The sequence below is a fragment of the Arenibaculum sp. genome (genome assembly GCF_035998295.1).
In the GTDB taxonomy this organism is placed as follows: Bacteria; Pseudomonadota; Alphaproteobacteria; order Azospirillales; family Azospirillaceae; genus DASYHS01.
Genome location: NZ_DASYHS010000077.1, coordinates 1 through 13177, shown reverse-complemented (window position 1 = coordinate 13177; position 13177 = coordinate 1). Strand labels below are relative to the sequence as shown.

16 protein-coding genes are annotated in these 13177 nt (G+C 70.4%); 9 read left to right on the top strand and 7 right to left on the bottom strand.

Going from position 1 to position 13177, the window contains the following annotated elements:
• Nucleotides 1-315 precede the first annotated feature (315 nt).
• Together VGO20_RS08785 and VGO20_RS08780 are read right to left on the bottom strand one after the other, a co-directional pair.
• Nucleotides 316-780, bottom strand: coding sequence for a hypothetical protein (locus tag VGO20_RS08785; protein ID WP_327501946.1), 465 nt, complete (start codon nucleotides 778-780; stop codon nucleotides 316-318).
• An 82-nt stretch (nucleotides 781-862) separates the two neighbouring features.
• Nucleotides 863-1138 (bottom strand): hypothetical protein, encoded by a 276-nt coding sequence (locus VGO20_RS08780; protein ID WP_327501945.1) that lies wholly within the window; start codon nucleotides 1136-1138, stop codon nucleotides 863-865.
• 199 nt (nucleotides 1139-1337) lie between these two features.
• Between VGO20_RS08780 and VGO20_RS08775 the strand changes: the two genes are divergently transcribed.
• The 6 genes from VGO20_RS08775 to VGO20_RS08750 all read left to right on the top strand — a co-directional run bounded on the left by VGO20_RS08775 (nucleotide 1338) and on the right by VGO20_RS08750 (nucleotide 5764).
• Entirely contained in the window at nucleotides 1338-2147 is an 810-nt protein-coding gene (locus VGO20_RS08775; protein WP_327501944.1) for a universal stress protein, read from the top strand.
• Entirely contained in the window at nucleotides 2144-3856 is a 1713-nt protein-coding gene (locus tag VGO20_RS08770) for a cation:proton antiporter (protein ID WP_327501943.1), read from the top strand. Before VGO20_RS08775 ends, VGO20_RS08770 begins: the two co-directional genes overlap by 4 nt.
• A 52-nt stretch (nucleotides 3857-3908) precedes the next feature.
• Nucleotides 3909-4253, top strand: coding sequence for a hypothetical protein (locus tag VGO20_RS08765; protein WP_327501942.1), 345 nt, complete (start codon nucleotides 3909-3911; stop codon nucleotides 4251-4253).
• A gap of 78 nt (nucleotides 4254-4331) precedes the next feature.
• A complete protein-coding gene (locus VGO20_RS08760; protein WP_327501941.1) occupies nucleotides 4332-4505 on the top strand; it encodes a hypothetical protein in 174 nt (57 codons plus the stop codon).
• Nucleotides 4502-5344, top strand: coding sequence for a TIGR02587 family membrane protein (locus VGO20_RS08755; RefSeq protein WP_327501940.1), 843 nt, complete (start codon nucleotides 4502-4504; stop codon nucleotides 5342-5344). The genes VGO20_RS08760 and VGO20_RS08755 overlap by 4 nt, the downstream gene beginning before the upstream one ends.
• 24 nt (nucleotides 5345-5368) lie before the next feature.
• The gene (locus tag VGO20_RS08750) at nucleotides 5369-5764 is read left to right on the top strand and encodes a TIGR02588 family protein (RefSeq protein ID WP_327501939.1); all 396 of its coding nucleotides are present in this window, start codon (nucleotides 5369-5371) and stop codon (nucleotides 5762-5764) included.
• A 13-nt stretch (nucleotides 5765-5777) separates the two neighbouring features.
• Here VGO20_RS08750 and VGO20_RS08745 read toward each other — a convergent pair whose 3' ends face one another.
• The 5 genes from VGO20_RS08745 to VGO20_RS08725 form a co-directional block, all read right to left on the bottom strand.
• Entirely contained in the window at nucleotides 5778-6836 is a 1059-nt protein-coding gene (locus tag VGO20_RS08745) for a formate dehydrogenase subunit gamma (protein WP_327501938.1), read from the bottom strand.
• A 15-nt stretch (nucleotides 6837-6851) separates the two neighbouring features.
• Nucleotides 6852-7484, bottom strand: coding sequence for a formate dehydrogenase FDH3 subunit beta (gene fdh3B / locus VGO20_RS08740; protein ID WP_327501937.1), 633 nt, complete (start codon nucleotides 7482-7484; stop codon nucleotides 6852-6854).
• A 17-nt stretch (nucleotides 7485-7501) separates the two neighbouring features.
• Complete coding sequence (locus VGO20_RS08735) at nucleotides 7502-10393, bottom strand: formate dehydrogenase subunit alpha (RefSeq protein ID WP_327501936.1); 2892 nt, start codon at nucleotides 10391-10393, stop codon at nucleotides 7502-7504.
• A 13-nt stretch (nucleotides 10394-10406) separates the two neighbouring features.
• On the bottom strand, nucleotides 10407-10634 hold the full coding sequence (locus VGO20_RS08730) for a hypothetical protein (RefSeq protein ID WP_327501935.1): 228 nt from the start codon (nucleotides 10632-10634) through the stop codon (nucleotides 10407-10409).
• A gap of 63 nt (nucleotides 10635-10697) precedes the next feature.
• Nucleotides 10698-11345: a TorD/DmsD family molecular chaperone gene (locus VGO20_RS08725; protein WP_327501934.1), complete on the bottom strand. Its 648-nt coding sequence runs from the start codon at nucleotides 11343-11345 to the stop codon at nucleotides 10698-10700.
• Between the two features lie 122 nt (nucleotides 11346-11467).
• Between VGO20_RS08725 and VGO20_RS08720 the strand changes: the two genes are divergently transcribed.
• The 3 genes from VGO20_RS08720 to VGO20_RS08710 are packed head-to-tail and all read left to right on the top strand — an operon-like array spanning nucleotide 11468 to nucleotide 12995.
• Nucleotides 11468-11986 (top strand): hypothetical protein, encoded by a 519-nt coding sequence (locus tag VGO20_RS08720; RefSeq protein WP_327501933.1) that lies wholly within the window; start codon nucleotides 11468-11470, stop codon nucleotides 11984-11986.
• Nucleotides 11987-11994: 8 nt separating this feature from the next.
• On the top strand, nucleotides 11995-12504 hold the full coding sequence (locus tag VGO20_RS08715) for a DUF3305 domain-containing protein (protein ID WP_327501932.1): 510 nt from the start codon (nucleotides 11995-11997) through the stop codon (nucleotides 12502-12504).
• Entirely contained in the window at nucleotides 12501-12995 is a 495-nt protein-coding gene (locus tag VGO20_RS08710; protein ID WP_327501931.1) for a DUF3306 domain-containing protein, read from the top strand. The genes VGO20_RS08715 and VGO20_RS08710 overlap by 4 nt, the downstream gene beginning before the upstream one ends.
• The last annotated feature ends 182 nt before the right edge of the window (nucleotides 12996-13177 follow it).

Here is a 13177-nt window from a genome sequence, read left to right as displayed (position 1 = left end):
CTGAGCGCTTGGTGACAGCGTGGGGGTTTGTGGGGGTTTGTGTGGGTCGTGTGGGGGTCGTGTGGGGGTGGGGGCGGCACAGCCCTGGCCGATGGCGGAAAGTTCCCTCTCCTGCGGGGGAGGGAGCTCTGGATGTTTGTCGGAAAGACATGCGGGAATATTCCCTCGCCCTGTGGAAGAGAGAAGGGGCCCATGCGAAGCATGGGAAGGGTGAGGGGTGATGGTGGTTCAGTAATGGCGAGGGCGTAACCCCTCACCCTCCCGCCGCTTTACGCGGCGGGCCCCTCCCTCTCCCTATGGGAGAGGGGTTGAACCTTACTTGCGGCGCGTCATCGATTTGAGGGCGCGGCGCTCGCGGCGGTTCAATTGGGGTTCGGCGACGACGGACGGCAGGAGGGTGGTCAGGTCGAGGTCGTCGAGGATCGGGGCGGGGGTGGGCTTTGGCGGCTCGATCGCGGGCAGGCGGCCGTTGCCCTTGCCGTTCATGCCGTGGAGCTGCATCAGACGGTCGATCGCGCGCAGCGCGTGGCCGGTCTGGCCGTTGGCGATGGAATGCTCGACCAGGTGGGACAGCCAAGCCTCCAGCCGCTCGAACATGGCGGCGTGGCCGGCCTCGCGGGCGGCGGACAATGTGGCCACCCGCTCGCCCATGCCGGGCTCGGCCAGCAGCGCCTCGCCCGCGGCCGGGTCGGCGTAGCCGATCATGCGCGCCGCGGTGGCGGGCGTGGCGCCGTTGGCGACCAGGCGGCAGAACAGATCCTGGCGGGGGTCGAGCGTCACGGGCCTGCTCCTTCCGATCGGGGAAGGGCAGTATGGAACAAAATAGGAACTCCGTCTACCGGTTTTTCTCTCCGGGCGGCCGCTACACCAGGGCGTAGATGATGATCATGGCCACCACGACGCCGATGAGCCCGAAGGCGAGCATGTAGCGCAGGACGCCGCGGGTCTCGCCCTGGCGCGCCTCGGTCGCCGTCTCGGTGACGTGGCGCGGCGGACTGTTGGTCCCGGGATGAGGCCCGAAGCGCGAGCGGGTGCGCGTTCGCCGCGTGTGCATGACCCCGTAGACCAGGGCCGCGCCGAGAGCGATGGGTCCGATCACGATCGCGAGGGACCAGAGCAAGCCAGTGGGATCTTCCATACTCGTTCCGTCTGTGGGCGGCCCGTGCGTGGGCGCGGTGTCACGCCTTCCAACAAACTCACCTTTCCCGCGGTTCCGAGCGGTCCACCGCCGGGGCCGTCAACCCCCGTCCGGTCGAGGAGCCCGACCGGTCGATTCCGGTTTTCATCCGGCGGCCCGCCGGACATGATGCAGCGCCGTTCCACCCGAGGATGCCACGATGGACCATCTGCTCGTCGCCACCGATCTGTCGGGCAGCGCGGACCGGGCTCTCGCCCGCACCGTCCTGCTGGCGCGGGAGAACGGCTGCCGGCTCACGGCGCTGCACGTCCTCCCCCCGTCCGGCGTCGGCCGGCGCGCAGACCGCGACGCCGCCGAGCGCGACGTCAGGACGCGCCTGGAGGCAACCGGTGCGGCGGACGCGGCGGTTGTGATCTCGACCGGGGAGGCGGCGGCCCAGATCGGCCGTCAGGCGGAGCTGCTGGACGCCGACCTGATCGTCATCGGTGCCCACGGGGCGGACGGTCTGGTCGACCTGCTCCGCGGCGCCACGGCGGAACGCCTGTCCCGTGCCGCCCCGACGCCGGTCCTGGTGGTCGGCGACCGGCCGGCCGCCCCCTACCGCGAGGTGGTCGTCGGCGCCGATCCGACGGGCGTCTGGAAGGCGGCGGCGGAATCCGCGTTCGGCCTGATGGAGGGCGGCACGGTCCGGCTCGTCCAGGCCTTCGACCTTCCCTTCGCCGGCTCCCGGGCCGAGGCGGTCGCAGACGCGCAACGGGCGGCCGAGGCCGGCCTGCACGAGGCGGCGTCGGGGCTGGCGGCGCCACCGGGCGTCAAGGTCGAGACCGCGGTGAGGCAGGGCGCCGTCCTGACCGTCCTGCGCGAGGAGGTCGGGCGGACCGGCGCGGATCTGCTGGCCGTCGGCACGCATGGGCGGACGGGCGTCGCGCACGCCTTCCTCGGCAGCGTGGCGGAGGCCCTGCTGCGGGACCCGCCCTGCGACCTCCTCGTGGCGCGGGGTGGCCGATGATCCATGCGTCTCCCTTCTACGAGATCGCCGCCCTCCTGGCGCTCGCCTGCCTCGTCGGGCTGGTCGGCCAGATGCTGCGCCAGCCGCTCCTGGTCGGCTTCATGGCGGTCGGCATCCTGGCGGGGCCCGACGCCATCGACCTCGTCCACACGACCGAGTACATCGAGCTCCTCGCCGAGACCGGCATCGCCATCCTGCTGTTCCTGGTCGGGCTGAAACTGGACGTGCAGCTCGTGCGAACGCTCGGCTTCGTCGCGGTCGCGACCGGCATGGGGCAGGTGGTGTTCACGTCGGCGCTGGGGTTCGCGATCTGCCTGGCGCTCGGCTTCGACGCGGTGACCGCCGCCTATGTCGCGGTGGCGCTGACGTTCTCGAGCACGATCATCATCGTCAAGCTGCTCTCCGACAAGCGGGAGGTCGACTCGCTGCACGGCCGCATCGCGCTCGGCTTCCTGATCGTACAGGACCTGGTCGTCGTCGTCGCGATGGTCGCCCTGTCGGCCATCGGCCTCGGGAGCCAGGCGAGCCCGTCGGGCCTCGGGCTCGTCGAGGTGCTCGCGAGCGGTACGGTGCTGGCCGTGACGATCATCGCCTTCGGCCGCTACGCGGCGAACCCGCTGCTCCGGCGCCTGGCCCGTACGCCCGAGCTGCTCGTGACCTTCGCGATCGGCTGGGCGGTGATCCTGGCCGCTGTCGCCGACTGGCTCGGCCTCGGCATGGAGCTGGGAGGATTGCTGGCCGGCGTGTCGCTCGCCTCGACCGCCTATCGCGAGGCGATATCCTCGCGCCTGTCCAGCCTGCGCGACTTCCTGCTGCTGTTCTTCTTCATCGGGCTGGGAGCCGGCCTCGACCTCGACGTGCTGGGCGAGCAGGTAGGGCCGGCCCTGGTGCTGTCGGTCTTCGTCCTGGTCGGCAACCCGCTCATCGTGCTGGCGATCATGGGGGCGATGGGCTACCGCAAGCGCACCGGGCTGCTCGCGGGGCTGACCGTCGCCCAGATCAGCGAGTTCTCCCTGGTGTTCATCGCGATGGGCCTGGCGCTGGGCCATGTCGACGACCGGGCGGTCGGGCTGGTGACGCTGGTCGGGCTGGTGACGATCACCCTGTCGACGTACATGATCGTCTACTCCCATCGTCTCTACGCGCTGGTCGAGCCGTTGCTGACCCCGTTCGAGCGCAAGGTACCGCACCGCGAAACCAGGCTGGACCCGAGCCAGTCCGACCAGCCCTTCGACGTGATCCTGTTCGGCCTCGGGCGCTACGGCCGCGAGATCGGCCGGGGGCTGCACGCGCGGGGCCACCGCGTGCTCGGCATCGACTTCGACCCCGAGGCGGTCGAGCGGTGGCGCAAGCTCGGCATGCCGGCCGCCTATGGCGACGCCGCCGATCCCGAGTATCCGGCCGAGCTGCCCTTGCGCGGTGCCGGATGGGTGGTGGTGGCGTTCCCGCCGCATCTGGGGCCGCTCACGCAGAACGACGCGCGGCTGGTCGTGTTCCGCTCGATCCGCGAAGCGGGCTACGCCGGCCGGGTCGCGCTGACCAGCCACGATGCGCGCGACGCGATGGAACTCGAGCGGCTCGGCGTCGACCTGGTGCTGACGCCGTTCCGCGATGCCGCCTACGAGGCCGTGGACCGGCTGATGGAGAAGGAGGCGGCCGAAGCGGGGGAGGAGCGGGCTGCCCGCCGGTCGTCCGCGGGCGGTCCGTAGCCTCGGAACGCACATCATTGCAGCGGAAGCGTACGCTCCTCATCTGAAGGGCATGACCCGAACCAAACTGGACCGCCGTCGCGACCCGATGGCCAAGGCCGACCGAATCCTCGGGCGCCGCTTCGATCGCGCGGAACGGTTGCTCCCCGCCGTGTTCGGCGCTTGGCTCGCCCATCTGCGCAAGCCGTCGGCGAGCTGGATCCGCATCCCCGTCGGCATCCTGCTGATGGTCGGCGGCGTGTTCGCCGTGCTCCCCGGCCTGGGCATCTGGATGCTGCCGCTCGGCATGATCCTGCTGGCGCTGGACATAGCACTGCTGAAGCGGCCCACCGCGGCCATGGTCGTACGAGGCGAGCGTTGGTGGCGCCGCCTGCTGCGCCGGTTCCGCCGCAACTAGCGGACCGCGTATCGCGCTTCCGGATGTCAGGCAACGGGACCGGGGGGTTCCGTGTTTGAGGAGCGGGAGGTCGCGTCCATGAAGGCATTCCTACTGGCACTGGTGTTCTTCGCCCTGGCCGTGGTTGCGACCGGGTTCGTCCTCGACGAGATGGCTACCGTCACCGCGACGGAGGCGTACTCGACCGAGAGCGCCCGGCCGGAAGGAGGCGAGGTTGAGAACCGCGGGCTCGGCTGGGGCGAGCAGAGTTGACGGCCACCCGGCCTCGTCACGAGCAGGCTGGGCATCGCGCGTTCTTCGTCGGTCTCGCCCGGGCGTTCGCCGGGGCGCTGATCTTCGCGCTGCCGATGCTGATGACCATGGAGATGTGGTGGATCGGCTTCTACATCGACCCGTGGAAGCTGATCCTGCTGCTGGTCGTCCTGGTCCCGCTGCTGGTCGGCCTGGGCGTCGTCAGCGGCTTCAAACCGACCGAGGGCCTGAGGGACATGGTGGCCGACGCCTTCGTCGCGATCACGATCGCGGTCGTGATGTCGGCGGTCGTTCTGTTCGTGCTGGATGTCGTGACTCTGGACATGCCGCCGCGCGAGGTCGTCGGCAAGATCGCGCTCCAGACCTTTCCGGGGAGCGTCGGCGCGATGCTCGCGCGTGCGCAGACTGGTGACAGGCGGCAGACCAGGGACGAACGGCGCGAAGAGGCCAACTATCCGGGTGCGCTGTTCCTGATGGCCGTGGGGGCGCTCTTCCTCGGCCTCAACATCGCGCCGACGGAAGAGATCGTGCTGCTGTCCTACATGATGGAACCGCCCCGGGAGATCGCGCTGGCCGCTCTGTCGCTGGCCCTGATGCACGGGTTCGTGTTCGCGGTCGAGTTCCCCGGCTCGCCGCCGAGGCGACCCGGCGCAACCTTCATGGGCCTGTTCCTTCGCTACACGGTGGTCGGCTACACCATCGTCCTGGCCATCTGCCTCTATCTGCTGTGGACGTTCGGCCGAATGGAGGGAACCGGCGGGGCGGAACTGGCCAGCGCCTGCGTCGTGCTGGGGTTTCCGTGCTCGATCGGCGCCGCGGCGGCCCGCCTGATCGTGTAAAACGGGAGAATGCGGGTGGGCGGGATGGAACGGAGCAGTGGAGGAACGTCGACCTCGCCCTGGGAGTGGGCGGTCGCCCTTCTCGGGCTCGCCCTCCTGCTCGCCATGATCGGCTACATGGCATTCTTCGCACTCGCTCATGAGGGCGGCGTCCCGGTGGTTTCGGCCGATCAGGTGCGGGTCGAGCGGGCCGGCGACGGCTGGGTCGTCCGGTTCCGCGTGCGCAACGACGGCGCCGTCACCGCGGCGTCGCTGCGCGTCGTGGCGGAACTGCGCCAGGGTACGGCGGTGGTGGAGGCCGGCGAGGTCACGATCGACTACCTGCCGGCCTTCTCCGAGCGTCAGGCCGGCCTGATCCTGCGACGGGATCCCGGCGGCCACGACCTGCGCATCGTCCCCTCGTCCTACACCGAGCCGTGAGGCGGGGACGTCGCTAGTCGGCGCCTGCGGGGCGGGTGCCGGGCGCCGGCTGCCGTCCGGCGTCGCGCTGCGCCTCGTACCAGCCGCGGTGATGCTCGATCGCCCAGTTCTCGTCGACCTCGCCCTTGCCCATCGCGTCGAACGCGCCTTCCATGCCGATCGTGCCGATGTAGATGTGGCCGAGGATCATCGCGATCATCAGCGCGGCCAGGATGGCGTGGACCACATGCGCGATCTGCATGCCGCTGACGCCGGTCACGTAGAAGGGCGTCATCAGCATGATGCCGGTGACGGTCATGGCGATGCCGCCCAGGACGACGGCCCAGAAGATCCCTTTCTGTCCCGCGTTGAACCGGCCCGATTCGGGATGGAAGGAGGCGTTCCTGCTGAACATGCCGCCGCCATGCTTCAGCCACACGAGGTCGGCACGGGTCGGCAGGTTGTCGCGGATCCAGAGCGCCAGCATCAGCACGAGGCCGAGCACGAAGGGCACGCTGGAGAAGTTGTGCAGGTTCTTGGAGACCTCCGACGTCGCCGTGAAGGCGTCGTGGCCCATGAGGGGGATCAGCAGGAAGCGCCCGAAGGTGACGATGAGCCCGGTCAGCGCCAGCGCGATGAAGGACAGGGCGGTCGTCCAATGGGCGAAGCGCTCCAGCCCGTTGAAGCGCGGGACCCAGCGGTCCGACCGCCCACGGTCGATCCGGATCGTGCCGCGCCAGAAATAGAAGGCCGCCAGCGCCGCGAGCGTGCCCAGGATCACGATCCCGGCGATCCAGAACAGCGTCTCCATGCGGAACGCGCGCCAGGTCCGGCCTTCCGGCTGGACGAGGGTGGCGAGCGACCGGTTGGGGATCGTCAGCCGGCCGATCAGCTGATCCTCCTCCGGCATGTAGAGCTGGACGTCCGCCGCGGGCGGCTCGGCCTCGGGCGCAGGCAGTTCCAGCCCCGGCGCGACCGTGCCGCCTTCGCCCGCGCCGGGACCTTCCACCTCGACCTGGGCGAGAGCGGGAGCCGCGAGCAGCAGTGCCAGCAGGAACGCCGCCACCGGCGCGAACGCTCGGATACGGGGCATGGTCTCCTCCCTTCCTCAGGACTCGCCGATCGGCCGGCCGCCGGGGGCGTAGGTGCCGGGCTGGTCGGCCACATAGGCGGTCGACCAGCCCCAGGCGCCGGAGCCGTAGCCGCGCCGGGCGGCGCGGTCGGTGTAAAGCTCGGCCAGGACCTCGCCGTCGCCGGCCATCAGCGCCCGGGTCGAGCACATCTCGGCGCACAGCGGCAGCTTGCCTTCCGCCAGCCGGTTGGTGCCGTATTTCTGGTACTCGATAGGGGTGAGGTCCTCTTCCGGCCCGCCGGCGCAGAAGGTGCATTTGTCCATCTTGCCGCGGCCGCCGAAATTGGTCGTCCGCGGATACTGGGGTGCACCGAACGGGCAGGCGTAGAAGCAGTAGCCGCAGCCGATGCACAGGTCCTTTGAGTGGAGCACGACGCCGTCGGCGGTCTGGTAGAAGCAGTCGACCGGGCACACCGCCGCGCAGGGCGCGTCGTCGCAATGCATGCAGGCCATCGAGATCGAGCGCTCGCCCGGCTGCCCGTCGTTGAGCGTGACCACGCGCCGGCGGTTGATCCCCCACGGCACCTCGTGCTCGTTCTTGCAGGCGGTCACGCAGGCGTTGCACTCGATGCAGCGCTCGGAGTCGCACAGGAACTTCATCCGCGCCATGTCCGTCGTCCTCCCGTTTATGCCTTCTCGACCCGGCACAGCGTCACCTTGCTTTCCTGCATGAAGGTGACGGGATCGTAGCCGTAGGTCGTGACGCCGTTGCACGGCTCGCCCAGCACGATCGGGTCGGTGCCGGGCGGATAGGCGCTGCGGAGATCCTCGCCCTGCCAGTGGCCGCTGAAGTGGAAGGGCATGAACACCACGCTCGGCCCGACGCGGTCGGTGACGAGCGCACGGACCTTCGCGCGCCCCCCCTCGGGGCCGTGCACCCATACCCAGTCGCCCTCGCCTATGCCCATCCGGGAGGCGTCACCGGTGTTGATCTCGACGAACATGGTCTGCTGGAGCTCGGCGAGCCAGCGGTTGGAGCGGGTCTCCTCGCCGCCGCCCTCGTACTCGACCAGGCGGCCGCTGGTGAGGATGAACGGGAACTTGGTCGGGACCTCGGCCTCGAGCGCCGCCATCTGGACCGAGCGGTTGAGATGGGGCAGCCGGAACTCCCGCCGGTCCTCGATCGCGGGGAACTCCCGCACGAGATCAGGCAGCGGGCTGTAGACCGGCTCGCGGTGGATGGGCACCGGGTCGGGGAGGTTCCAGGCGACCGCGCGCGCCTTGGCGTTGCCGTAGGGCAGGCAGCCGTGCTTGATCGCGACGCGCTGGATGCCCATGGACAGATCGGTCGCCCAGCTGACGGAATCGACGTCCTCGCCGCCGATCTGCTCGATGACGCGGAGCTCCTCCGGCGTCAGCTCGGCGTCCCAGCCGAGCTTGCGCAGCACCGCCATCGTGAACTCGGGATAGCCGTCCTCGATCTCCGAGCCCTGCGAGAAGCTGCCTTCGGCCAGCAGGGTCTCGCCCTCGTGCTCGATCCCGAAGCGGGCGCGGAAGGTGCCGCCGCCCTCCATCACGTGCTTGGAGGTGTCGTAGAGGACCGGGCTGCCGGGATGTTGCCATTCCGGATAGCCCCAGCACGGCCAGGGCAAGCCGTAATACTCGCCCTTCAGCGGGCCGGAGGTCGCCTGCATCGTGATGCGGTCGAAGGTGCCCTGGTACTTCATATGGAGCTTCAGGCGCTCGGGCGACTGGCCGGTATAGCCCGTGGACAGGCAGCCGCGGTTGATCTCGCGCAGGATGTCCTCGGGCACCGGCTCGGCGCCTTCGACCTTGATGTGCTTGAACAGCTCGTCCGCGAAGCCGAGCCTGTGGGCGAGCATGTACATGATCGTGTAGTCGCTGCGCGATTCGAAGATCGGGTCGACGATCTTCTGGCTCCACTGCAGGGAGCGGTTCGAGGCGACGCGGCTGCCGTCGGTCTCGAACTGCGTGCAGGCCGGCAGGATGTAGGTGCCGTTGCGGCGCTGGCGCACGGCGGCGTAGGTGGTGGGATGGGCGTCGACGATGACGAGCAGGTCGAGCGCCTCCAGCCCCTTCAGCATGTCGGGCATGCGGGTGACGGTGTTGCCGCCGTGTCCCATCACGACCATGCCGCGGATCGGGTTGGGCTGGTCGATCGCGTCCTTCTCGGACAGGGTGCCGTCGAACCAGCGGGTGGTCGGGATGCCCTTCGCCTCCATCATCTCCTTCGAGGCGAAGCGCGACAGCAGGTAGTCGTAGGGCACGTCCCAGACCCGCGCCCAATGCTTCCACGCCCCTTCCGCAAGGCCGTAGTAGGAGGGCAGGGAGGAGACGTCCAGGCCCATGTCCGTGGCGCCCTGCACGTTGCAATGGCCGCGGTAGATGTTGGCGCCGCCGCCGGGCACGCCGATGTTGCCGAGCGCGAGCTGGAGGATCGAGAAGGCGCGGACATTCGCCGTGCCGACGGTCTTCTGGGTGGCGCCCATGCACCAGATCAGGGTCGCGGGCCGGTTCTCGGCCATGGCCCGGGCCACGCGCTCGAGCTGCTCGCCGGGCACGCCGGAGACGCGCTCGACCACGTCGGGGGTCCATTTCGCGACCTCGGCGCGGACCTGGTCCATGCCGTAGACGCGCTGGTCGATGTACTCCTGGTCCTCCCAGCCGTTCTCGAAGATGTGCCAGAGGATGCCCCAGACCACGGGGATGTCGGTGCCCGGGCGGATGCGCACGTAGTCGGTCGCATGCGCGGCGGTGCGGGTGAAGCGGGGATCGATCACGATGAAGGGCGCGCGGTTGCGCTCCTTCGCGCGCAGCATGTGCTGGAGGGAGACGGGATGCGCCTCGGCGGGGTTGCCGCCGATGATGACCAGGCACTTGGAGTGCTGGATGTCGTTGTAGCTGTTGGTCATCGCGCCGTAGCCCCAGGTGTTCGCGACGCCCGCGACCGTGGTCGAGTGGCAGATGCGCGCCTGGTGGTCGACGTTGTTGGTGCCCCAGAAGGCCGCGAACTTGCGCAGCAGGTACGCGCCCTCGTTGGAGAACTTGGCCGAGCCGAGCCAGAAGACGCTGTCCGGCCCGTAGGTGTCGCGGATCTGGAGCAGCCCCGCGCCGACCTCCTCGATCGCCTGCTCCCAGCTGACCCGGGTCCATTCGCCGTCGACGAGCTTCAGCGGGTATTTCACGCGGCGCTCGCCCTTGACCAGCTCGCGCACCGAAGCGCCCTTGGCGCAGTGCGTGCCCTGGCTGATCGGGCTTTCCCAGCCCGGTTCCTGCTGGACCCACACGCCGTTCTGGACCTCGGCCACGACGGTGCAGCCGACGGAGCAATGGGTGCAGATGCCCTTGCGCAGCACCTTCTCGACCTCGGGCGCCAGCGGCGCGGCCTCGGCCTTGTCGACCATTCCGCCGCGCAGCACGCCCAAGCCCGCGAGCCCGCCGGCGGCGAGGCCCGAGTTCCGGAGGAAGGTCCGGCGGTCGAGCCGCGTGCCGCCGGAAGGGAGGAGGTGGTCGGAGATGCGGGTGCGGGCTGCCGCGGACCGACGCTTGACCAGCATGGCGCTTCCTCCCTCAGAGGCTGTTCAGGAAATAGAACCGCTGCACGTGGTCCGTGAGCTGGTAGCGCCCCTTGACCTGTTCGCCCGGGCTCTCCCGGGCCTCGGCCGGCGCTGCGACGAGGGGGGCCGCGGCGGCGCCGAGACCGACCATGCCGGCGGTCCTGAGGAACTGCCTGCGGCCCGGCCCGGCGGCTTCGCGGGGGGCGGCGGATGAAGCGGGTGCTTGGTCCTTGCGGCTCATCTTCTGTCTCCTCCTGCGTGGCCGCGGTTTGACGGCTTAGCCGTCGTCCAGGCGTTTGACGGCTCAGCCGTCGTCCAGGGCGAAAGCCTCTTGCTCGATGTCGAGGAACGCCCGGCCGAGGGTGCCGACCGGGCGGTAGAAAACGGCCGCTTCGGCCTGTTCCAGCTCGGCGAAGAACCGGGCGGCCCAGGGGGCGAGGTGGCGGTCGAAGAAGTCCCGCTGGACCTCGATCGCGGCGGGCGGGCCGAAGCGTCCCTCGATCAGCCCGGCCATCGTCTCGGCGAGGACGGCAACGTGGTCCTCGGGCTCGGGCACGCCGGGCGCACGGGCGACGCCCAGGCGCGCCATGTCCGCGCGGACATGGGCCAGCGGCCGGTCCTGGAGGAGGCCGGTCAGGTACCAGGAGGCATAGGGGACGAGCTCGCCGCGCTGGAGCCCGATGAAGAGGCGGTCGTATTCGCGCGCGGCGGCCGACGGCCCGGTCGCGGCGGCGGCCGTTCCGAGGGCGTGCAGCGCGTGATTGATGCCGGTTTCGGACCCGGTTTCCGGGCCTGCGCCGGGTTGCGTGCCGCGGGCCAGCCCGCGCAGGCGCTCCAGCAAATCGGCGGATGGCGGCCGGGCGAGGAGCACCGCGAGCAGCGCGTAGACCCGCGCCCGCTGGAGGTCGGCCTCGTCCGGTCCGGTCGTGATTGACGCCGTGATCGTGTCCACGCCAGCCTTCACTTCACCCCCGATCTTCGTACAACACGCGAGATGGAGAAATGTCCCAGCCGCCATGGGACTTCCCCCCGTTTCGCGTGTTGAATGACCAGGCCCTGCCGGAGAGACCGCCGATGCGCCGGATTCCCGTCTTCGCGTTCGTCCTTGCCCTCGCGGTGCCGCTGCTGGCGCAGCCTGCGCCCGCCCAACCTGCGCCCGACCAGCCCGCGCCCGACCAGCCCGCGCCCGCCCAGCAGGAGCAAGGTGCGGCGCCCGCCACCGGGCTCGACACCGGGAGCGATCCCAACTGGCCGCCGGGCCTGCAGAACTGGCACAACCCCGAACGGAGCCCTCCCGGCAACCCCGATGAGGCGGAGCAACGGGGCCTCACCTCGCCCGAGGTCGAGCGCAGCCAGATGCCCGCGCCGACGCAGCAGGGCACCCGCTCGCCCGAGCCGGCCGACGGGAACGAGACCGTCGTCGAGGAGATGGCGCTCTACGACGCGCTGGCCCTGGTCCGCCAGGCGCCGCCGACCGTCGACGGCCGGCCGATCGCGCGCCCCAATCCGCTGGCGAGCGAGCCGGAGCTGGAGATGGAGCCCCATCCGGCAGGGGCGATCGAAGACCTGTTCATCGAAGGCTACGTCGAGTAGGGGCGGGAATGGTGGTCGAGCGCATCCCGGTCGGCGTCGTCGTCGAGCGCCGGCCGGCCCGTAGCCGCTGGCAGGACCATGTCTGGCGCGTCACCGCGGCGCTGCCGGGAACGGCCGAAGCCGCGCCGTGGACGGTGCTGGACGAGGCGGGCGGAGTGACGCGCTACTGGGCGGGGACCGCGGAACTCGTGCTCCATTCCGGCGACACCGAGGTCTACAAGCATAATGTCGAAGGGGCGGAGCCGCGCCTCTACGTCGTGCTGCGCCGGGGGGCGTCCCCGACGGGCTGGGTGCTGCTGCTGGCCACCGTCGACCCGTCCGAGGCGCAGGCCCATGCCGAGGCCGGCGACGACCTGCTGGAGGCGCTGCCCCTGCCGGCGGCGCTGCACGGGCGGGTCGCGGCGTTCGTGGCGGCGCACCATGTCGAGCGCCGGGTCTGGCGGCGCCGGCGCGACCGGGCCGACCCGGAGGCGCTCGGCCGCCGGCGGCCCGACATCCTGGCGGGAGAGCGGCGATGAGCGTGCGGGACGGCGGGTTCCTCGGCCGCTGGGCGCGGCTCAAGGCCGAGACGCGGATGCGCGAGGCCGAAGCCGAAGCCGAAGCCGCTCCTGCCGAGGCGGACGCCGCCTGCGAGGTGCCGGAGGAGGCGTTCGACCCGGAGAGCCTGCCGCCGCTGGAAAGCCTGGGGGCGGACAGCGACTACGCCGCCTTCCTCGCCAAGGGCGTGCCCAAGGCGCTGAGGAACGCGGCGCTGCGCCGGGCCTGGTCCACCGACCCCGTGATCCGCGACTACCGGACGCCGGCCGATTACGACTGGGACTTCAACGCGCCCGGATACGCGGCGCTGCGGCCCGGCGACGATCCGCGCAAGCTGGTCGAGGCGATGTTCCGCCACCTGCGCGAGGCGCCCCCGGACCAGCGGCCGGACGAGGCGGAGCCGGAGGTTGCCGCCGGCGAGGGCGAGGAGGACGCGCCGGACGACGAGGCGGAGGCGCCGGTTTCGTCGTGAAGCGTGGGGGTTTGTGGGGGTTTGTGGGGGTCGTGTGGGGGTGGAGTGCCCCCCGTCGGTGAGACAGGAGAAATAGTGACAGTTGGTTTAGGCAAGCGCGCCCGGGGGTATCCCCGGGCGCGCTTGAGCGAAGTGCATCTCATACTCGACTGGCGGCCTGTAGTTGAGGGCGGAATGGAGCC

Coding starts and splice junctions, on each gene's coding strand:
- VGO20_RS08780 (WP_327501945.1), bottom strand. CDS start 1,138: ATGGAAGATCCCACTGGCTTGCTCTGGTCCCTCGCGATCGTGATCGGA.
- VGO20_RS08775 (WP_327501944.1), top strand. CDS start 1,338: ATGGACCATCTGCTCGTCGCCACCGATCTGTCGGGCAGCGCGGACCGG.
- VGO20_RS08770 (WP_327501943.1), top strand. CDS start 2,144: ATGATCCATGCGTCTCCCTTCTACGAGATCGCCGCCCTCCTGGCGCTC.
- VGO20_RS08765 (WP_327501942.1), top strand. CDS start 3,909: ATGACCCGAACCAAACTGGACCGCCGTCGCGACCCGATGGCCAAGGCC.
- VGO20_RS08760 (WP_327501941.1), top strand. CDS start 4,332: ATGAAGGCATTCCTACTGGCACTGGTGTTCTTCGCCCTGGCCGTGGTT.
- VGO20_RS08750 (WP_327501939.1), top strand. CDS start 5,369: ATGGAACGGAGCAGTGGAGGAACGTCGACCTCGCCCTGGGAGTGGGCG.
- VGO20_RS08745 (WP_327501938.1), bottom strand. CDS start 6,836: ATGCCCCGTATCCGAGCGTTCGCGCCGGTGGCGGCGTTCCTGCTGGCA.
- fdh3B (WP_327501937.1), bottom strand. CDS start 7,484: ATGGCGCGGATGAAGTTCCTGTGCGACTCCGAGCGCTGCATCGAGTGC.
- VGO20_RS08735 (WP_327501936.1), bottom strand. CDS start 10,393: ATGCTGGTCAAGCGTCGGTCCGCGGCAGCCCGCACCCGCATCTCCGAC.
- VGO20_RS08730 (WP_327501935.1), bottom strand. CDS start 10,634: ATGAGCCGCAAGGACCAAGCACCCGCTTCATCCGCCGCCCCCCGCGAA.
- VGO20_RS08720 (WP_327501933.1), top strand. CDS start 11,468: ATGCGCCGGATTCCCGTCTTCGCGTTCGTCCTTGCCCTCGCGGTGCCG.
- VGO20_RS08715 (WP_327501932.1), top strand. CDS start 11,995: ATGGTGGTCGAGCGCATCCCGGTCGGCGTCGTCGTCGAGCGCCGGCCG.
- VGO20_RS08710 (WP_327501931.1), top strand. CDS start 12,501: ATGAGCGTGCGGGACGGCGGGTTCCTCGGCCGCTGGGCGCGGCTCAAG.